Annotated in this window: 21 protein-coding genes and 1 pseudogene; 11 read left to right on the top strand and 11 right to left on the bottom strand. The window is 69.1% G+C overall.

All coding sequences use genetic code 11. The annotated features are described in order from the left end of the window. Positions 1–60: 60 nt before the first annotated feature. From ACPPVO_RS43180 to ACPPVO_RS43190, 3 genes are all read right to left on the bottom strand, one after another. A complete protein-coding gene (locus ACPPVO_RS43180) occupies positions 61–648 on the bottom strand; it encodes a hypothetical protein (protein WP_426504345.1) in 588 nt (195 codons plus the stop codon). Between the two features lie 156 nt (positions 649–804). Continuing rightward, positions 805–1062 carry a hypothetical protein gene (locus tag ACPPVO_RS43185; protein WP_426504346.1) on the bottom strand — a complete coding sequence of 86 codons (258 nt, stop codon included), beginning with the start codon at positions 1060–1062 and terminating at the stop codon, positions 805–807. 36 nt (positions 1063–1098) lie between these two features. Next, entirely contained in the window at positions 1099–1323 is a 225-nt protein-coding gene (locus tag ACPPVO_RS43190) for a hypothetical protein (protein WP_426504347.1), read from the bottom strand. Between the two features lie 523 nt (positions 1324–1846). Between ACPPVO_RS43190 and ACPPVO_RS43195 the strand changes: the two genes are divergently transcribed. Then, a complete protein-coding gene (locus ACPPVO_RS43195; RefSeq protein WP_426504348.1) occupies positions 1847–3169 on the top strand; it encodes an IS110 family transposase in 1323 nt (440 codons plus the stop codon). A gap of 45 nt (positions 3170–3214) precedes the next feature. On the opposite strand, the gene ACPPVO_RS43200 is transcribed toward ACPPVO_RS43195, so the two are convergent. Then, entirely contained in the window at positions 3215–4123 is a 909-nt protein-coding gene (locus ACPPVO_RS43200) for an IS5 family transposase (protein WP_426504349.1), read from the bottom strand. Positions 4124–4490: 367 nt separating this feature from the next. On the opposite strand from ACPPVO_RS43200, the gene ACPPVO_RS43205 reads away from it, so the two are divergent. The 5 genes from ACPPVO_RS43205 (at position 4491) to ACPPVO_RS43225 (ending at position 8971) form a co-directional block, all read left to right on the top strand. Further along, entirely contained in the window at positions 4491–4940 is a 450-nt protein-coding gene (locus tag ACPPVO_RS43205) for a hypothetical protein (RefSeq protein WP_426504350.1), read from the top strand. A gap of 6 nt (positions 4941–4946) precedes the next feature. Next, on the top strand, positions 4947–5894 hold the full coding sequence (locus tag ACPPVO_RS43210; RefSeq protein WP_426504351.1) for a tyrosine-type recombinase/integrase: 948 nt from the start codon (positions 4947–4949) through the stop codon (positions 5892–5894). A gap of 315 nt (positions 5895–6209) precedes the next feature. Further along, complete coding sequence (locus ACPPVO_RS43215) at positions 6210–6521, top strand: hypothetical protein (protein WP_426504352.1); 312 nt, start codon at positions 6210–6212, stop codon at positions 6519–6521. A gap of 4 nt (positions 6522–6525) precedes the next feature. Continuing rightward, positions 6526–7671 carry a hypothetical protein gene (locus tag ACPPVO_RS43220; RefSeq protein ID WP_426504353.1) on the top strand — a complete coding sequence of 382 codons (1146 nt, stop codon included), beginning with the start codon at positions 6526–6528 and terminating at the stop codon, positions 7669–7671. Continuing rightward, on the top strand, positions 7664–8971 hold the full coding sequence (locus ACPPVO_RS43225) for a hypothetical protein (RefSeq protein ID WP_426504354.1): 1308 nt from the start codon (positions 7664–7666) through the stop codon (positions 8969–8971). Before ACPPVO_RS43220 ends, ACPPVO_RS43225 begins: the two co-directional genes overlap by 8 nt. Positions 8972–9022: 51 nt before the next feature. On the opposite strand, the gene ACPPVO_RS43230 is transcribed toward ACPPVO_RS43225, so the two are convergent. The 3 genes from ACPPVO_RS43230 to ACPPVO_RS43240 form a co-directional block, all read right to left on the bottom strand. Then, positions 9023–9586 (bottom strand): Uma2 family endonuclease, encoded by a 564-nt coding sequence (locus tag ACPPVO_RS43230; protein WP_426504355.1) that lies wholly within the window; start codon positions 9584–9586, stop codon positions 9023–9025. A gap of 38 nt (positions 9587–9624) precedes the next feature. After that, the gene (locus tag ACPPVO_RS43235) at positions 9625–9771 is read right to left on the bottom strand and encodes a hypothetical protein (protein WP_426504356.1); all 147 of its coding nucleotides are present in this window, start codon (positions 9769–9771) and stop codon (positions 9625–9627) included. 67 nt (positions 9772–9838) lie between these two features. Further along, the gene (locus tag ACPPVO_RS43240; RefSeq protein WP_426504357.1) at positions 9839–10102 is read right to left on the bottom strand and encodes a hypothetical protein; all 264 of its coding nucleotides are present in this window, start codon (positions 10100–10102) and stop codon (positions 9839–9841) included. Between the two features lie 264 nt (positions 10103–10366). Between ACPPVO_RS43240 and ACPPVO_RS43245 the strand changes: the two genes are divergently transcribed. Next, on the top strand, positions 10367–11920 hold the full coding sequence (locus ACPPVO_RS43245; RefSeq protein WP_426504358.1) for a GAF domain-containing sensor histidine kinase: 1554 nt from the start codon (positions 10367–10369) through the stop codon (positions 11918–11920). A 277-nt stretch (positions 11921–12197) separates the two neighbouring features. On the opposite strand, the gene ACPPVO_RS43250 is transcribed toward ACPPVO_RS43245, so the two are convergent. Further along, positions 12198–12794 (bottom strand): AI-2E family transporter, encoded by a 597-nt coding sequence (locus ACPPVO_RS43250; protein WP_426504359.1) that lies wholly within the window; start codon positions 12792–12794, stop codon positions 12198–12200. Beyond that, positions 12739–12918 (bottom strand): annotated as a pseudogene (locus ACPPVO_RS43255) (AI-2E family transporter); the annotation flags it as partial. The gene ACPPVO_RS43250 and the pseudogene ACPPVO_RS43255, both read right to left, overlap by 56 nt. A gap of 520 nt (positions 12919–13438) precedes the next feature. Here ACPPVO_RS43255 and ACPPVO_RS43260 point away from each other — a divergent pair. Continuing rightward, positions 13439–15121 carry a GAF domain-containing protein gene (locus tag ACPPVO_RS43260; RefSeq protein WP_426504360.1) on the top strand — a complete coding sequence of 561 codons (1683 nt, stop codon included), beginning with the start codon at positions 13439–13441 and terminating at the stop codon, positions 15119–15121. On the opposite strand, the gene ACPPVO_RS43265 is transcribed toward ACPPVO_RS43260, so the two are convergent. Both ACPPVO_RS43265 and ACPPVO_RS43270 read right to left on the bottom strand, forming a co-directional pair. Then, complete coding sequence (locus tag ACPPVO_RS43265; RefSeq protein WP_426504361.1) at positions 15103–15276, bottom strand: DoxX family protein; 174 nt, start codon at positions 15274–15276, stop codon at positions 15103–15105. The genes ACPPVO_RS43260 and ACPPVO_RS43265 overlap by 19 nt on opposite strands. A gap of 333 nt (positions 15277–15609) precedes the next feature. Beyond that, positions 15610–16044 (bottom strand): hypothetical protein, encoded by a 435-nt coding sequence (locus ACPPVO_RS43270; protein WP_426504362.1) that lies wholly within the window; start codon positions 16042–16044, stop codon positions 15610–15612. 431 nt (positions 16045–16475) lie between these two features. On the opposite strand from ACPPVO_RS43270, the gene ACPPVO_RS43275 reads away from it, so the two are divergent. The 3 genes from ACPPVO_RS43275 to ACPPVO_RS43285 are packed head-to-tail and all read left to right on the top strand — an operon-like array spanning position 16476 to position 19336. Continuing rightward, positions 16476–16694: a ferredoxin gene (locus ACPPVO_RS43275; protein WP_426504363.1), complete on the top strand. Its 219-nt coding sequence runs from the start codon at positions 16476–16478 to the stop codon at positions 16692–16694. Between the two features lie 23 nt (positions 16695–16717). Then, a complete protein-coding gene (locus ACPPVO_RS43280; RefSeq protein ID WP_426504364.1) occupies positions 16718–18091 on the top strand; it encodes an NAD(P)/FAD-dependent oxidoreductase in 1374 nt (457 codons plus the stop codon). A 21-nt stretch (positions 18092–18112) separates the two neighbouring features. Continuing rightward, positions 18113–19336 (top strand): cytochrome P450, encoded by a 1224-nt coding sequence (locus ACPPVO_RS43285; protein WP_426504365.1) that lies wholly within the window; start codon positions 18113–18115, stop codon positions 19334–19336. Positions 19337–19411: the final 75 nt, after the last annotated feature.

Genomic DNA, 19411 nt, shown 5'->3' on the forward strand with positions numbered 1-19411 from the left:
GTGCCGGACCCCAGACAACCTCTATGACGGGCACCGGGCCGAGCTCAGTGAGCCGCCCGACTATTGGCAAACAATGTCTGGACCGCCGCTTGGTGACGTCTCAATATGCCCGGCATCGAGAGGCTCTGAGTTTCCCGGTCGCCGCTCGAAGTGGTATCGAGGAGGGCGAGGAGGCACTGGAACGACTCCTGGAACCCGTAGCTCCTGGCGGACAGCAACTTGAAAATTTGCAAATGCGTCCACAAAGAGAAGATACGCCGCCTCCCATTGGTCGTCCACCCACCGTTCGCCGACAAAGTCGCGAAGCCTTTCAAGCGATCGGTTCAGAACAAAAGCCGCCTGAACCAGCGCTGGACTTCCGATCAGCCGAACGACTTCGGTAGCCTTCGAGCGGAGATGATCGCCCTCGTGCATTCTTCGTTCTGCGGACTGTTGGGAGGCGTGGTCGAGGTTGCCAAGGGTGAGATCCCTAATCCCTCCCGCCATATCTTCAACCGCCAGCATATATTCTACGCAGGCATCAAAGGTTCGCTGGCTCCAGCGGTACATCGTGTCTCTCCTGAAGAGGAGTCGTCCTTGGTGAATGCTGGCCAGGTACGACAGCAGGGCGCCCACGGCCACTGCAATAATCGTGTAGATCTGCGTCACCTTAGTTCCCCTCCGACACTTGGAAGTCCTCGTCGCCAGTTACGATTTCTGCACTAATGCGGTTCCAGCGGTTTGGGAGCATCATTGCCCGACGGTGTACCGAGCGGCACTCGGGAAATCTCAGGTGCGCGTCCGCATTTCAGCAGCCGCGCGGCGTCAGTCTAGGACCACTACGGCAACAGCCGTCAACAAGAAGGCGGCCGATAGGAAGGCATAAGCCGCACTCAAGACCCATCCGAACCTCGGGTTTCGCAACTTCGCGAGTGCTCTGGCGGGCATCTTGCCTGCAGGCCCAACCGATGCCCTGTCGACTTTCATGAGAGTGAACATAAGCTGCGCGTCTCCCAGTTCGCCCGCGAGTTGCTCCTTGATTGTCGCTTCCAGCGCCGCACCTGCCGCGTACGTCTTGTCCACGATCTCACCAGTTCGCCGGTTCAGGAGTGCAGTGGATTATGGTAGAACCGAAGCGATCAAGAATGCTCCGGCAACAGCGAAAGGGCTGACTTGTCGAGTTGTGGCCCACGTCCCGACCGCGGCCAACGCCGAGACGATGGTAAACGTGAAGGCCATCAGCTTGTGGCGCCAGTCCCAGAAAGCTGCCGCGATCTTCACATTTTCCTGGTAAAGATGATCTAAGAGCGCGATCTGCGCGTCGGAGAACTGCCGGTCGGACATGCCCGAAGTGTGCGACACGCAGTCCAGTGGCCCATCGAGATCATTCGCCGACAGTGCGCGAGAGTCGGTGTCGCGAGTATTGTGAGTACTTCTCGCATTGCATGCAACCCGACCTGGCGATCGACCACTGCTCGGCGGCAGGTAGCGGCGGCGCACCGCTAAGGATTCAGTGCAAAATCGGATGCCTGCTCATCGGCCATGAGCGTGCATCGCTTGGCATCCGGTCGACATCTCCGGGGCGCGACTGAACGGCCGGCACCGATCCGCATCGCGGCTACTTATCTAATTTGATCTACGACCTGTGCCCGGCCAGGCTGGGTCGAGGTGATCGGCGGGTGGCTCTCACAAGCGGCTGTCCACTGCACCTGGGTGTGACTCTCACATGGCTTGCGCCCGCCGATCACCGTGGCCTGGAGTGGCTCAAGAGGGGACTGCCCAGCTCAAAGTAGCGCTGCCCTCCTCGCCAATCGTCCACGGTGTACGAACGAGGAGTCCACGGTGTACGAACGAGGAGAGGTAGCGGATGAGCCGTGTGGTGATCGGGATGGACCCCCACAAGCGGTCAGCCACGATCGAAGTCATCGATCAGCACGAGAACGTCCTGGCGCAGGGCCGGTACGGCACCGACACCGACGGCTACGCGCAGATGCTGGCAGCTGGTCGCCGGTTTCCTGACCGGACGTGGGCCGTCGAGGGCTGCGCCGGGATCGGCCGGCACATCGCCCAACGCCTCGTCGCCGACGGTGAAACGGTGCTGGACGTGCCGCCGAAGCTGTCATCGCGGGTGCGGGTGTTCGACACCGGCCAGGGCCGCAAGACCGACCCGGTCGACGCGCACAGCGTGGCCGTGGCCGGCCTGCGCAGCCCCGGCCTGCGCCAGGTCCGGCTCGACGACGCCACCGTCGCGCTGCGGCTGCTGGTCGACCGCCGCGACGAACTCGGCCACGCCCGCACCGAGACGGTCAGCCGCATCCACCAGTTACTACTCGAGATCGTGCCGGGCGGGGCGAAGAAGTTCCTCACCCGCGGCCAGGCCAGCTACCTGCTGCGCACCGCACCGCAACCGGTCGGCATCGTGGCCGAGACCCGCCACCGGCTGGCCCGCGAGCTCATCGACGAACTCACCACCATCGACGACAAGATCCGAGCTGCCGACAAACAACTACGTGACCTGGTCGCCGCAGCCGGCAGCACCCTGACCGGACTCAACGACATCGGCCCGTCCGGCGCAGCCCGCCTCCTCGGCGACATCGGCGACATCGACCGATTCCGCACCCCAGGACACTTCGCGTCATGGAACGGCACCGCCCCACTCGACGCCTCCTCCGGCGACCAGAAACGCCACCGGCTGTCCAGAGCTGGCAACCGGCGCATCAACCGGGTCCTGCACATCATGGCCATCGTCCAGCTCCGCCACGACACCCCCGGCCGGGCCTACTACCGGCGCCGCCTCGCCGAAGGCAAGACCACCATGGAAGCCATCCGCGCCCTCAAACGCCACCTGTCCGACGTCGTCTACAAACGCATGCTCCACGACAACCAACAGGCCCGGACGAGCGAGGCGGCGGGTCCAGCAGGACAACCGGGAACGACTCTGCAATCCAGGCGACCGGCCCAATCCCGACAGCCGGCTCTTCGGACAAGTCACACGCTGAACCCGCCTCCGATCAGCCTAGAACATTCCCCACTCCAACCCCTTGACCTAGAGGGGCGCCATGTACGAGCAGCTGATCAAGCGCTCGTGGCGATCGTCGTGCGGCCTGAGGCGGCAGCGGGCCTCATACCAGCGGAGGCTGGGACGACGAGTGGCCTATCGTTGTTGCGTGGCTATAGAGCCTGTGTTTGAACCTGCTGCCGGGGATGTGTTAGGGCATGCGGGCTCGGCGGCGGGTCATTTGGATGATGGCGGCCCAGTAGACGATGGTTCGTGGTGGTCGGTGGTGCGTTCGTAGTCGCGGGCGCAGCGGCGTCGTCGGGTGATCCAGTCGAAGGTGCGTTCCACGACCCATCGGCGTGGCAGGACTTGGAAGCCTTTCCTGCCGGGTTCGCGGTTGACGATGGTGATCGTGATGCCGAGCGTGAGGGCCCAGGCGATGAGGTCGCCGTGGTAGCCGAAGTCGGCCCAGAGATGGGCGATGCCGCGCAGGGTGGCATCGTCGACGAGGGCGCGTGCGGCGTCGCGGTCCTGGATGTTCGCGGCGGTGACCACGACGCAGACGAGCAGGCCGAGGGTGTCGACGCTGATGTGGCGTTTCCGGCCGTAAACGCGTTTGTGCGGGTCGTAGCCGCTGCCGGCGCGGGGCACGGTGGCCTCGGCGGTCTCGTGGACGGACTGGGCGTCGATACAGCCGGCGGTCGGGTGGGGGTTGCGGCCGTGCGCCACGCGTAACCCGGCGCGTAGCTGGTCGGCCAGCTCGATGGTGGTGAGGTCGTCCGACCAGCGGGCGAGGAAGCCGTAGACGGTCCGCCAGGGCGGGAAGTCCGCGGGCAGGGCCCGCCATTTCACGCCGTTGTCGACCAGGTAGAAGATCGCATCGATGATCGCGCGGCGATGATGGCGTTCCGGCCGGCCGCCGCTACGGCGCCGGCAGGCGGGCGTCGGCAGCAGCGGTTCCAGGACCGCCCACTGCGCGTCGCTGGTATCGGACGGATACCGGCGCGGACGGCTGGAACAACCACACTCGCACGACACATCCGGTGGCGACATCGCCAGCCGGCCACGGACAGGGTTCAATGACATCGCGGGCTCTTGGGGGCAGTTGGTGTAGGAACCCTTCCCATACCAAGAGCCCGCACCCATACCCGTCAGCCACGCCGAAACCCGGCTACCACATCCCCGGCAGCAGGTTCAAACACAGGCTCTATAGGAACGGCCGGGCATGGATCCGATCGACCGGGGGCATGGGCAGCCGCACTACCTGTCCGGTGCTTCGTGCGACAGCCCGACTACGGTAACCTCCGAACAGCGTGGTCTGGATGCGCCGTCCGGCGACCTACGTAAGTCGTATCGTTGTCGATGGGCCGACGAGCGTGGGGGTTTGGTCGCGCTCGGACCTTCGACACCAACTCATAGCATCCCTGCGTTGTATGACGCACCAGTGTTCGAGCGCGTTCGAACACTCCCCCAAAGCATCTGTGCTGGGTTCAGGCGGACGGTGGTGCCGTCCATGACCAGCACTGTGCCCGCAGTCGTACCGACCTCTGCCGAGAACGTGGCGAGTCGTCAGGGAACGGCGAAACGGGCCCTCCGTGGTCCGCTGCCGCTGGCGACCTTCACCGATCGGCGGACCCGCCGGACGGTCTACGCGCTGCCGGCGATCGATTGCAACGGCAGGCTTGCCGATCAGGCCATCGTCCGGGTGATGGGCTGGGAGCCCGGCACCCGGTACGCCATCCAGGAGCACGGCGGGCTGCTGCTCGTCGACGCCAACCCTCGGGGCGTGTTCGCGGTCACCCGGCAGGGTCACCTGTACATTCCGGCCGTCGTCCGGCGCCGCTGCGCGATCTCGCCGGCTGCTCGTCGCTGCAGAGCCAGCCGAGCGGCGGCTGGTGATTCATCCGCCGACCGCCATCGACGCCATGGTCGCCGATCGTTACCGCAGTGTGCTGGGCGGTGAGGCCACATGACCGCCGCGCGTGCGGACATCGACGCTGCCCTGCTGTTGCTGGATCGTCTCGGCGTCTCCCCCGCCGACCTGCACCAGGCCGCCCGCGACCGTCGGCAGATACCCACGTTCGCCGAGTACGTCCCGGTGGTAGCAGACGCCGTGGGGAACGGCAGCCGTCGTGCATCCAGCTCCTACTGGAAGCGGCTGGTGGAGATCTGGGGAGACCGGCGGCTGGACGAGGTGACCCCATCCGAGATCGAACGCCTTGTTCAGCAGATCAAGGCGAACGTCGTGTCACGGCGCAACGCGCGCGGCGGGCGCAGCGCCGCGGAGTTGTCCATCGCCGCGTTGCGCTGCCTCTACAAGCGAGCCGTCGCGGACGGGTACCTGACCGCCGCGGATGACCCTGCCCAGAAAGTGGAGAAACCTCGCCGACTGCCCAGCACTCGGCGAGCGATCGCCGACGCACGGCTGGCAGAGATCAACCAGGTCGCGGGCACCACGGGAGATGATCCGGACCTGGACACCCTGCTGATGCGCCTGCACACCGAGACCGCGTGCCGCCGAGGCGGCGCGCTTGCCATGCTGCCGTCGGATCTCGACCCGGAGCAGTGCCTCATCCTGTTGAAGGAGAAAGGGGAGACAGTCCGCTGGCAGCCGGTCTCCCCTACCCTGATGCGCCACCTGCAGCGACACATCGAGGAACGCCAGGCGTCACCAGGCACGCCCGTTCTCCGCTACCGCGACGGACGGCCAATCACCCGGCGCCGATACGACCACCTCTGGGACCGCGTCGGACGCGCACTCCCCTGGGTGACCACACAACAGATCAGCACCCATTGGCTGCGGCACACAACCCTGACATGGGTCGAACGACAATTCGGCTACGCAGTCGCGCAGGCATACGCCGGCCACGTCGGCGGCGACGCCAGCGTCACCGCGACCTTGCGGGTGCCGAAATAACTCGGCCGTGCCCGTGATCTGGCACTCCGTTTCCCATCTCGATCAAACGACGTGATCGATCTGAACACGTTCGGGAACCGTGCATGGTAACTTGAACTCGTTCATCTTCAGAACGTCGTCGCCGGGCAGGCTTCGGACAGTGCCCAGGTCGCGGGGTTGGCTGAGTATTGGCACCCCACAGGTGGGTGTGAGTCGTTCGCGTGGTGCAGGTCGTTTCCCAGGGTCGGCGTAGGTCGGCGGCGAGCCGATGAGCTGGCGAAACTAACACCGTGTACCGGAAGCGATCCGCTTGGGCGGTTCAGTTATCCTCCGCCGATGGCATCGAAGCGCAACGCGACGCTCGAAGCGATGATCGAAGAGGCGACCGTCGACGCGTACGGCGAGGACGAAGAGCTCACCGGCCTGTTCACCATGCTCGAGGACCATCTGGCCGTGCCGTTCACCACCACCGTCCTCGGCGTGGAGGTGACCGTGCGCAAGCTTGACCTGGCCGCCGACACGATCGTGGCGATCTGCTCGCGGGGCCGCGAACGGCAACGCATCGACCTGCTCGACCTGCCGCTGCCCAGCCCGCCGCCGCACGGTGCGGTGTGGATCGACGCCTACCGGTACTGGGCCGGGCGGTAGCGCCGTGAGCGAGTACCAGTACTACGAGTTCACCGCGATCGACGAAGCCCTGACGGCCCGGCAGCGAAGCGAGCTGCGGTCGCTATCCACCAGGGCGGACATCACCGCCACGAGCTTCATCAACACCTACGAGTGGGGCGACTTCAAGGGCGACCCACGCACGATGATGGAGCGGTACTTCGACGCCCACCTCTACCTGGCGAACTGGGGTACCCGCCGGCTCATGCTGCGGCTGCCGAAGGCCGTCCTCGACCCGGCGACCGCCGCCGAATACTGCGCCGGAGACAGCGCGTCCGCCTGGACCGGCGGCAAGCACGTCATCGTCTGCCTCAACCGGGAGGACGAGGACGGTACCGACGAATGGGACATCGACGGGCATGGCCTGCTCGGCTCGATCATCCCCGTCCGGGCCGACCTCGCCGGCGGTGACTTCCGCCTGCTCTACCTGGGCTGGTTGCGCTGCGTCCAATCGCTGGAACTCGACGACGACGAGCCGGAACCGCCGGTCCCGGTCGGGCTTGGCACGCTGAGCGCCGCGCTGACCGCCGCCGCCGAGTTCCTCTGTATCGACCCCGACCTCCTCGCCGCCGCGGCCGACGGCTCAGCCGCGAACAGCGCCAGCCAGCCGACCAACGCGCAACTGCGACGATGGGTCACCGGACTCCCCGCGGGAGACAAAGACGCAATCCTCGCCGCACTCATCACCGGCACGGACGCACGCCTCCGCGGGCAACTGCTGCACCGGTACCGCAGCGAGCATCCGCCGCACCCGCCGACCGCCGCACGCACCGCCGGGCAGCTGCTCAACGCCGCCGCCGACCGGCGCGCCCACCATGAACGCCAGCTCGCCGAGCGCCAGGAACGCGACCGGGTTCGGCGCGAACGGTCCGCGGCGGCCGAACGGCAACGCGGCCTCGACGCGCTCGCCGCCGATCAGGTAGGCGCCTGGCAGCAGGTCGACGCCCTCATCGCCACAAAGAAGCCACGCGAGTACGACACCGCCGTGCAACTGCTCGTCGACCTCCGCGACGTCGCCGAACGCGACGGCGACCCCGCCCCGTTCCACCGGCGCCTGACCGAACTCCGGGCGACCCACGCCCGTAAGCCCAGCCTGCTTGAACGCCTGGAACTGGCCGGACTCGATGGCTGACACCATCCGGCCCACCGCGGCACAAGCCCAGGCCAACCTCCACGCCGTGCTGCAGCTCGTCGCAGCCGGGCGGCTGCGGTGCAGCGAGACCACCCGCCGCCCGGCCGGAGCGACCGTCGCTGCGGTCGCCGAGGTCCTCGACGGCGGAGACTTCTACCCGAACGAGCCCATCGCGGCGTTCGCCTGGCCGCTGCTCATCCAGGCCGGCGGACTCGCCGAACTCGCCGGCGGCCGGCTGCAGCTCACCGACCGTGGACGCGGCGCCCTGGCCAAGCCGGCCGCGACCACGATCCGGCAGCTCTGGCGGTCCTGGCTCACCACCACCCTGCTCGACGAGTTCAACCGCGTCGAGGACATCAAAGGCCAGCGCGCTGCGAACGTCCTCACCTCGGTCAAAACCCGCCGCAAGGCCGTCGCCACCGCCCTGGCCGCGTGCCCACCCGACGAGTGGGTCACCATCGACGAACTGTTCACCACCATGCGCCGCCGCCGGGAGACCTCCCCGATCGTCGCCCGCAGCGAACGTGCCCTGTGGAAGCTGTACCTCATCGACCCCCAGTACGGCAGCCTCGGCTACAGCGGATTCGCCGACTGGCCGATCCTCGAAGGCCGCTACACCCTCGCTGTGCTGTTCGAGTACGCCGCGCCCCTCGGCCTCATCGACGTCGAGTACACCGATCCGGACGGTGCGCGCACCGACTACGACCACAACTGGGGCGCCGACGACCTCGACCGCCTCAGCCGCTACGACGGCCTGCTCGCCATCCGCCTCAACCCCCTCGGCAGGTATGCCCTCGGCCTCGCCAGCGACTACCAACCGATGGTCGACACCGTGGCGCCGCAGCGGACCCTCAAGGTCCTGCCCAACCTGGACATCGTCGCCGTCGGTGACCCCACCGCCGCCGACCGGCTCATCCTTGACGCCCACGCCGAACACACCAACGACCGTGTCTGGACCGTCCGCGCCGACACACTGCTCGCGGCGATAGAAGCCGGTCGCACCCTCGACCAGTTTGCCGGCTTCCTCACCGACCGAGCCACACACGTCCTGCCGGCGGCCTTGATCACGCTGGTCGAGGACGTGACCGCCCGCGCCGTCAGCATCCGGGATCGAGGCGTCGTCCGCCTCATCGAATGCGCCGACCCGCCGCTGGCCACCCTCATCGCCCACGACCGGAAACTGGGCGCCCTGTGCACCCTCGTGGGCGATCGCCACCTCGCGGTGCCGGTCGAAAACGAGTCGCAGTTCCGAAAGGCGCTGCGGGCGCTCGGCCACACCCTCACCTCCCCCGCAGGCTGACTCGCACCACGACCAGGAGCACGCCAGGTTGGGTGATGCTTGCAGGCAGCGTCAGGTGCTCAGGTGGTCAGTGACCGAGGTGTTGAGCACCCACGCCAACGGGGTGGCCGCCCGCATCTCGTACCGATCGCCGACCAGCCGGTACATCGTGACCGTCTGGCCGGCATCCCGGTCGACCGTCCAGTACTGCGGGATACCCGCGCCGGCGTACTCCAGCGGCTTGGCCGCCTTGTCGACCGCTTCCGAGCCACGCGACACGATCTCGACCACGAGCAGCACGTTCGCCACCGGCAGCCACACCTGCCGGGGATTCGCCGGTGGCTCCCCCCAGACGACAAGATCCGGAATGCGCCCACCGGAGACTCCCTCGGCGCCGGGGATGGCCAGGCCGACCGCCTGCGCGATCTGGTCGACGGGCCACCCGGCCGCAAGAAGCCAGGCCATGATCCGCGTCGCAATGAGTGCGTGCTCACCGTCGGCCGGCGGCATGATCGACAGAACCCCCTCCGGGCTCAGCTCGTAGCGGTGCCCGTGCGGGTCCGCGGCCATCATCGCCGCGAGGTCATCGAGCGTGGCGATGGCCGGCATGTGCCGGCCGACAGCATCTGCGCTCATGCAGAAGAGTCTACGGGGTGACCCAGTTGCCGAGCCGCTCAAGGGCGGAAGCCGAGCGCGCGGTAGCCCGACATCCGGCGCTGCAGTGACACGGCGAGGATCGGCACGGCCGGGTCGTGGTAGTCGTGCACTTCGGCGGTGTCCTTCCCCGGAGCGGACCGGATGACCCGGCCGGCGCACTGCACGAGGAGACCGTCGAAGGAAATCGGCGCGGCAAGGAACAGCGTATCCAGGGCCGGAGCGTCGAAGCCTTCACCGCGTCACAGCCAGCGGCTGCGCATCGATGTCGCCGATCGCGTTGTCCTGATCTGGCCGGATGACGCAGGTGCCGCGCTGGTCGGCGCCCGCGGCGACCTTGCCCTGCCGGCCGCGGTCCGGCAGATGTGCGCCCTCGAGACTGGCGACCTCGTCGTCCTCGCCGCTGACCTCGTTCGCGGTCCGCTCGTCGTCCATCCTGCGGACACTGTGGCGCGGCTCCTCGCTGACCTGCACGTCCGGCTGATCGCAGACGGCCATGGCCGCTGACTCGGACCGCCTCGCGGCCGCCCGGGCATACCTGGCCGAGCTCGGCGTCACCCTTGCGTTGTGCTTCCTTCCTTTCCTCCCTTTCCTCTTGTTCTTTCTTGTTTGTCCGCTTTTGTCGTTACGACGAGCCTTCCCCGAAGCGTCGATGGGTCGGGCGGTTGACCGGTCGGTTGGTCACCCGGTGCCTCACCCGATGGTCACGGGCGACCGGCATAGCGTGAGCGCTGATACGTTTGGTCAGCGAAGGGGCCGCTGATGGAGGCACACCAGGAGGCGGACGTCCTTGCCGAGCTGAGCCGTCTCATGCTGGGTGCGGACGATGTGCGATCGGTGCTGCCGGAGGTTTCGCGCCGTCTGGCACGGGTGTTGCGGTTGCCGTTCGCTGCGATCGAGTTCGACAGCGTCCCAGGCGACGAGCGCCGGGTTGCGTTCCCGTTGCGGTACCGCTCGCAGCCCGGAACGCTCCTTGTCCCCGCCGACCTGCCCGAGCCGACCCTGCGGCGCCTCCGCGAACGCGTGGTGCCCCAGGTTGAGACGCTGTTGGCAGTCGCGACCGACTACAAGGCGATGGCCGAGTCCCTGCGGACGAGCCGCGGCGAACTGTCCGACCTCACGACGGAACAGGCGGGTCTGCGGCGGGTGGCGGTGCTCGTCGCGTCAGGTGCGCCGCCGGCGGATGTGGTCGCCGGGGTCGTTGCCGAGACCGCCGCGCTGCTGGACGCGGATGCCACCAGGCTGATGCGCTATGACACCGCTGGCACCGCCACCGTCCTCGCCGGATACGGCAAACCCGACACCGAAACCTGGCTGGGCCGGCGATTCCACGTCGAAGGCGACGTCACAGAACTGGTGCTGCGAACCTCCCGCCCGGCCAGGGTGGACCGATATGACGATCGTCCCGGTGTCCTCGCCGACCTGGTGCGCAGCGAAGGCTTCAACTCATCGGTCGCCGCGCCGATCACGGTGGGTGGCCGCCTGTGGGGCTCGCTCGTGGTGCTGTGGTCCCGCTGGGAGCCGCCGCCACCCGGCGCCGAGGAGCGGCTGGCGCAGTTCGCCGACGGCGTGGCCACCGCGATGGCGAACATCGAGAGCGGCGCGGCACGCGCCCGGATCGTCCGTGGCGTCGAGGAGAGCCGCCGCCGCTTCGAACATCAGGTGCACGACGTCGTCCAGCAGCGTCTGGTATCACTCGGCCTGGAGCTTCGTGCGGCGGAGGCATTGGTGCCGGACGAACTCGACGAGCTCAAGGCGCGGCTCCGCCGCACGATCGAAGGACTGACAGACGTCTTCACGGTCCTGCAAGAGATCACACGCGCCATCCACCCGGCCATCCTCAGCCAGGCCGGGCTCATGCCAGCGCTCAAGGCGCTCGCGCGACGCTCGGCCGTCCCGGTCACGATCAGCCCGGGTCCCGAGCGTCGGCTGCCCTGCAGCGTCGAGGTGGCCGCGTATGACGCCGTGTGCAAGGTGCTCGCGAACGCGGCCAAGGACACACACGATTTGTCGATCAATATCGACGTCACCATCGACCACGCGACCGAGCGCGAGCTCCTCGTGGTCTCGGTCCGCGACAATGATGTCGGAGGAGCCAGCTCGACCCTCGGCACCGACCTCGCAGGCCTCACCGACTGGGTGGAGGCACACGGCGGACGCCTGCAGATCTCACATCCGGCAGATCGCGCAACGTCACTGTGCATCAGGTTCCCGACTGACATCGACTCCGGGCGGTTCGGCGCTGCGCGAGCAGAAGACGCCGCAGGTTCGACGGCAGCCGACCGACAAGGTGTCACGCACGGTGATGACGCCTGAGTGGCACCCACCGTCCACACGGACCGACAGCAAGAAGCGGCCGACCCGCGTTTCCGCAGGCCAAGCGCCCGTAAGCTGTGCGCCGAATTGACTCGGACTGGTGGCCAGCGGTAGGCGCAGGGGTGGCGACGGCCAACGTGCCTTCGTCCGCGCGTCCGCAGCCGCGACGCGGCCGTGTCCGTCGCCGGGACGTGACACCGACGACCGCCCCACACCAGGCAGGTGCGGCCATTCGCGAGGTACCGGTGAACCATCCAGAAAATCTGTGCTGGCGGTACTAGACATGCTCGCCGTGGTCGACGCATACGGTGGCGCCGATGGTGGCGCCGATGGTGGCGCCGATGGTGGCGCCGATCATCGGTATCAGGTCGGTCAACGCGACGAAGACGGCGAGCGGCAGCGCGAAGGGTATGCCGAGGATCGCCATGACGATGAACGCTGCCGTCCCGGCGATCGCCGAGATGGCGATGTTGCCGAGCATGTATGAGCCGACCTTGTCGCTGACGACGACGAGCGCGTTCGCGACCCGGTCGCGACGGTGCCGGGGGGCCAGGGTGACCACCGCATCAAGTAGGCGCGGCAGGTCGAGCATGAAGTACACGGTCAGGACCACCACCAGCATTGTGGAGGTGACCGCGCCCAGGAACCGCCGGCTGAAGGCCAGGGCTTCGCCGCCCGCATGACCGGGTAGGCCCTCGATCCACCGGTTGAGGCGCTGCTGGAGGTGGTACCGGTGCTCGAGGTGCGTCAGGGTGGTCGACCCTGCGGCGGAGATGGTCGAGGTAGCCGGGGAAGTCTGAGAAGAGGCTGGTCGCCTCGCGTACCAGCGGAGGAAGGAACAACCACAGCAACAGGCTGGGCAGCAGGAGCGCACTGAGAAAGATCATGGCTACGGCGGGTATCCGGCGCGCCCCGAGACGCATGATCCACCGAACCGGCGGGTCGAGGGTGAGTGCGAGGAACACCGCGATGAGCGCCTGGACCAGGAGGGTCCGCATGGCATACACCGCCAGGCCCGCGACAGCGACCGTCGCGACGCCGGCGGCGCCTACCAGGGCCCAGGAGAAGAGGGTCCGTCCTGACACTGTCGTGGCGCCGGAGTGTGGCCTGGGCTCCGGCTTCTCGCTCTCGTCCTGAGCGTTGTCGGCCACCGTGCACCTTCCTGTTCGGGCAGGGGGAACCGATGTGCGGCAAGGCCGGATCGGCCTCGTTGCAGCCGGTCCGGGCACAGGCCCGCAGACGGCGCGGGTGACCGACCGTTGCCGCAGCAGCACGCCCGTCGGTGCCGGCAGCGCAGGTACCCGCCGTCCGGCGCATCAGGCCGGTGGTGCGGGTGACCTCCGCGCGTCGGTGCCGCCTGCGGGGCCGGCGCGGTCGACGAGGTGGGTTTGCCGGCCCGGCGCCCGGGAAGGCCACTCGGACATCGCACCGAAGGGTCGGGCCGATGAGCGTTCTTGCGGGTCTCGCGGTCGGGAGTGTGCGCGGTGCCCTGTCGCGCTCCCAGGGACTGGTTCGGCCATGACGGAGGCCGGGCCTGGGGCGAGCCCGGACACGCCGCGGTGGCTCGCCGACGAGCAGGGGTCGCTGCGGCGGGTCGCGACGCTCGTCGCGCAGGAATCGTCGCCGGCGGCGGTGTTCGCGGCCGTCGCCGAGGAGGTGGGCCGGCTGCTGACCGCCGGGTCCACGATGGTGGCCCGGTACGACCCAGGCGGCGCGGTGCCGGTTGCTTCGTGGGACCGCGAGCACGGCACCGCCGCTGGGGGCGGCACGGTCCCGCCGGACGGCCGGGACGTGACGACACGGGTGTACGAGACGGGCCGGCCGGCGCGGGCCGGCGACGAGCCAGCCGACCGTTCCGCAGCCGCGCCCGCCATAACGCCCGGACGCGGGGCCCGGTCGGTGGTCGGCGTGCCGATCACCGTGGACGGGTGCCGCTGGGGAGTGCTGGAGGTGTGGTCACCCCGCGCAGCGGCAATCCCTGCGAGTGTGCAGGAATGCCTGGCGGCTTTCGCCGAGCTGACCGCGGTCGCGGTCGCGAATGCCGCGACACGGGACAAGCTTTGCCGGGTCGCCGAGGAGCAGGAGGCGCTGCGGCGGGTGGCGACACTGGTCGCCCGCGGGATAGGGCCGAATCTGGTGTTCGCCACGGTGGCCGAGGAGGTTGGCGCGCTCTTCGACTCCGACGTCACCGTCATCGTGCGGTTCGAGCCGGACGGGGATGCAACGGTGATGGGGGGCCACGGGTTCGTGTACGTGCAACCCGGTGTCCGCGCGACGCTGGACCGCCGCTTCGCACAGGGGCCCGTCCGGGAGACCGGCCGCGCGGCGCGATTCGACGCTACGGATGCGGCGTGGGAGAGCCTGCCCGAGGCCGTCCGCGCGGAGCGGGTCCGCTCCACGGTCGACGTGCCGATCACGGTCGAGGGTCGTGTCTGGGGCGCGATCGGCGTCGCGTCGCGAGGCGAACGGCTTGCCTCGGACACCGAGCAACGTCTGCTCGAATACACCGACCTCGTCGCTGAGGCGATCGCGAACGCCGAGGCCCGCAGCCAACTGGCGGAGTCCCGCGCGCGTCTGGTCGCCGTCGCCGACGAGACCCGTCGGCGGATCGAGCGGGATCTGCACGACGGAGCCCAGCAGCGGCTGGTCTCCCTGGCGCTGCAGTTGCGTCAGGCCCAGGCCGAGTTCAGTGCGGAGCTGGAGAACATCGCCACCGGTCTGACGGGCGCGCTGGACGACCTGCGCGAGATCGCCCGCGGCATCCACCCGGCCACCCTCGCCGAGGGTGGTCTCGGACCCGCGCTCAGGTCCCTCGCTCGCCGCTCGTCCGTGCCGGTGGAGCTGGACGTGCGCACGCCGGCCCGGCTCCCGGAGCCGGCGGAGGTCACCGCCTATTACATCGTCGCCGAGGCATTGACGAACGTGGCGAAGCACGCGCACGCCTCCGTCGCCGCGGTCACCGTCGAGACCGTCGGCGAGGTCCTGCGCGTCTCGGTCCGCGACGACGGTGTCGGCGGTGCGACCTTCGCCCACGGCACGGGTCTGCCCGGTCTCAAGGATCGGGTGGAGGCGCTCGGCGGCCGGCTCTTCCTGGACAGTCCGCCGGGGGCCGGCACCAGACTGTGGGCGGAGCTCCCGCAGGGGCCCGGTCCGTCCGCTGCTCCCGGCACGACCCCGCCCGGTCAGGCGACGACCAGGTAGGCGGCGGTGACGGCGAGCGCGACGACGGCGGGCAGCGATTCGCGGACACTGTCCCGTGCCCGGCGGTGCGCCAGGACGGCGCCGAGCAGGAGCAGGAGCATGCCGGCGGCGGTCAGGAGGCCGAGGGGACGCCAGAACAGCCCGATCAGGACCACCGGCCGCGGCGGCCAGTTCGGCCAGGCCGACGAGCCGGTAGTGGCGCCAGGCGATCCCGAAGTGGATGCTCGGCATACCGGCACCCGAGGCCACGCGGATCGCCGCACGGCCGCTGCCCGACGTCGACGGCTGGTAGGCGCACTCACGCCGAGCAGCGTCACCCGGGTACATCACCCCGTCACATCTCGGCCGTCCGCCGCCGGTGTCAGCCCTGATACCGCTCGGACCGCACGGGTGGGGATGGGGCGGGACGGTCGACGCAACAACCGGCTGTAGTGGTCCTCCCTCACGGCAGCCGGCCCTCACCATCCGGACAAGTTCATGAACCTTCGTCAGGAGGAGGCGGCCGCCTGGGCCAGCTCGTCCGCGCGAGTGCGGGCGTCGATCGCGTTCAGCATGGCCAGCTGCGCATTGTCGACCGCCCACACCGCGAAACTGAGGGCTTCGTCGGCGTCGGCTTCGGTCCAGTCCGCATCGCCGGCGGCCATCCTGGCGTCCATCCGTCGGGTCCGCTCACTGATCTTGGCTTTGACGTCCTCGCGCTTCGCTGCGGCGTCGGCCTTCACCTGTGCCCACTTGCTGCGGGCGTCCTCAGCGCTCTGGTCAGCCTGCTGCTGGGTCCGCTCCACGACCCTCTCGATGTTGGTCTGGGCCTCGTCGACCCGCTGCTTGATCTGGTCACGGGACTCTTCCGCGGCATGCTCGACGGCCGTCTTGGTCGCCACGACGTGCTCCTGCAGCGTTTCGAGTCGCTCGGAGAAGTTCACTGTTCCTCCTCGGTTCAGATGACCGGCGATCTGCGCCGATCCTGCTGGACAACCACGCCGTCCAAGGTCGCCGGCCGCCGGGCCTCCAGGCATTCGCCGGACAACGGGCCGAATCTCGCGGGGCCGCGGGTGAATCGCCCTCCCCTGCGCTGCATGACATGCCGGTGTGGGTGACGTCGAGGGGTGACGGCGCCCGCCGGCTCGATCACGACGGCCGCCCGCAGCGCGGTTGAGTCACGCAGACCGGGGAAGAGCAGCCCGGCTGAGCGGAGGCTGCGCCGGGCGGCCGGAGCAACGGTGACCCGGCCGGCCGGCGCAGCACAGGCTGCAGCCGGGAACGCCGAACGCACGGAGGTCGAACAGCCGGGCCGGGCAACGGCCGCGCTGATGGCCGATGCGCGGGAACGGGCGACGACGGAAGGGGTCTGTCCATGCGGATCGTCGTGGACCTGAACCGGTGCCAGGGATACGCGCAGTGCGTGTTCCTGGCCCACGAGGTCTTCCGCCTCAGTGGCGTGGAGACGCTGACCTACGAGCCCAACCCCGATGACGCACAGCGCCTGCGGGTGCAGCGGGCGGCCGCGGCGTGCCCGGTCCAGGCGATCGTGGTCGACCGCCTCGACGAGGCGGAGCGGAGTGTGCCCTCGTGACGGTGCCGGCAGCGGTTGCAGCGGTGGTACGCGACTTCAGGGCCAACGGCCGGATCGTCATCGTCGGTGCGTCCCTGGCCGGGCTTCGGGCCGCCGAGGCGTTGCGCGCCGAGGGCTTCGACGGATCGTTGACCATCATCGGCGACGAGCCGTACGAGCCCTACGACCGTCCGCCGCTGTCCAAGCAGGTGCTGAAGGGCTGGGTGCCGGCGGAGCACACCGCGCTGCCCCGCATGCGGGTCGTGGATGCGGATTGGCGGCTCGGCGTCGCCGCCACCGGCTTGGACCGCTCGGCCAGGAGGGTGCGGCTGGCCGACGGCGGGCAGGTGCCCTACGACCGGTTGCTGATCGCCACCGGGACCCGCGCGCGACTATGGCCCGACCCGGCCGAAGCCGCTCTTGCCGGGGTGCACACGCTGCGCTCACGGGATGATGCGACCCGGCTGCAACAGGCGCTGGCCGCCCGGCCGGCCCGGGTCCTGATCATCGGCGCCGGGTTCATCGGCTCGGAGATGGCCTCGGTCTGCCGGGAACTCGGCATCCCGGTCACGGTGACCGAGCGGGGTGCGGCGCCGCTGGTGGGTGCGCTCGGCGGGGTGATCGGCGCGGTCGCCGCGCAGCTGCAGCGCGAGCACGGCGTGGATCTGCGCTGCGGGGTGGGCGTGGCGGCGCTGGAGGGCGACGCGAACGGGCACGTGCGGCGGGCCCGGCTGTCGGACGGCAGCACCGTGGAGGCGGACCTGGTGGTGGCGGCGATGGGGTCGCTGCGCAACGTGGAGTGGCTGGAGGGTTCGGGGCTGGCGGCGGGCGTGTGGGGGGTCGCGTGCGACGCCGGCGGTCGCGCGTTCGACATCAACGGCGTGGTGACCGACACCGTCTACGTGGCCGGCGACGTGGCGCGGGCGCCGCACGTGCTGTACGAGTACCAGTTCCTGGCCATGGAGCATTGGGACAACGCCGTCCTCGGCGCCCAGGCGGCGGCGCACAACATGGTGAACCTGGAGCCGGACTACCGTCCGCATCTGCTGCTGCCCAGCTTCTGGTCGAGCCAGTTCGGCGTCACCATCAAATCGGTCGGTGTGCCGTCGTTCGGCGACCAGGTCGTCTGCACTCAGGGTTCGGTGCGGGACCGCCGGTTCGCCGCCGCCTACGGCCGCCGCGGGCGTATCGTCGCGGCCGTCACGTTCAACCACGGCCGGTGGCTGGAGCACTACGGGCAAATGATCGAGCAGTCGAGCCCGTTCCCACCGCCGCCGGCCGGCTGGGACCGGCCCGACGACATGCGGCCCAGGGCGGCCGAGTTTCCGCCGCCGGGTGCGTTGACGGCGATCCCCGACGTCGTGCTGACCGGCCACGACCCGGCCGAGCGCCGGGCCGAGTTCCGGTCTCGGCACTGAGCGGCCAGGAGGAAGAGAGCCATGGACGAGGAAACGCCCTGGCAGCAGGCGCTGCGCTACGCCAACCGCGCTAATCCCTACCCGTTCTACGAGCAGCTGCGCAAGACCCCGGTGGCGCGGCAGCCGGACGGCAGTTACGTCGTGAGCACCTACCGCGAGATCGTGCAGCTGCTGCACCACCCGCTGGTCACCTCCGACCCGCGGAAACGGCCCGAGCGGTATCGGTTCGTCAACCCGTTCGAGGGCTCGATCATCTCCGTCGACCCGCCCGAGCACGACGCCGACCGACGCCGGATGACACGGCACTTCGGACCACCCGCGTGCCCCCACATGATCGCCGACCGGGAGCCCGAGATCCGCCGCATCACCGCCGAGCTGCTGGACACGATGCGTGGCAAGACCCGGGTCGACCTGGTCGACGAGTTCGCCTTCCCGCTGCCCGCGACCATGATCTGCGAGGTGCTCGGCGTGCCGCTGGAGGCCATCCCGGACTTCCACGGCTGGATCGAGAACGCCCTGGACGGCATCGACTTCGGCCCGGAGGCCGGCGACCCGCAGCAGCAGCACCGGGCGCAGCGCAGCACCGGCGAGGTGGCCGCGTTGCGGCAGTTCCTGGCCGACCTGCTCGACCGGTACGCCGAGCAGCCCGGTCCCGGCATGTTCTCCGCGATGGTCCACGACGACGGCCCCGACGGGCGCATGTCCAAGGAGCTGCTCACCACCAACGCGATGCTGATGCTGTTCGCCGGGCACGAGACCTCGGTCAACCTGATCGCCCACAGTGTGCTTACCATGCTGCGGCACCCCCACGTGCTCGAGCAGCTTCGCCGCCGACCCGAGCTCGTCGTGCCCGGCGTCGAGGAGTTCCTGCGCCTGGAGTCCTCGGTCCAGATCTGGCACACCCGGGCCGCGCTCGGCGACATCGACATCGCCGGCACCACCATCCCCGCCGGTGCGCCGATCTACCTGGTATACGGCTCGGCGAACCGCGACCCGGACCGGTTCCACAACCCCGACGAGCCGGACCTCGAACGCCCCGACAACCAACACCTCGGCTTCAGCCAGAGCATCCACTACTGCTTCGGCGCCCCGCTCGCCCGGCTGGAGGTGCAGATCGCGCTCAGCGAGTTCGTCCGCCGCGTCGACAACCCGCGGCTGGTCGCCGACCCGCCGCTGTACCGCCGCAACCAGATCTTCCGCGGCCCTCGCCACCTCCTGCTCGACATCGACGGGATCCGCGACTGAAGCGTTGTGACCAGCGGAAGGCGGCGACCGTGATGCACGAGGTACGACGGCCGGTCATGCTCCTGGTCGCCCAGG

It is taken from the genome of Dactylosporangium sp. McL0621, from assembly GCF_049995355.1.
Taxonomy (GTDB): Bacteria; Actinomycetota; Actinomycetes; order Mycobacteriales; family Micromonosporaceae; genus Dactylosporangium.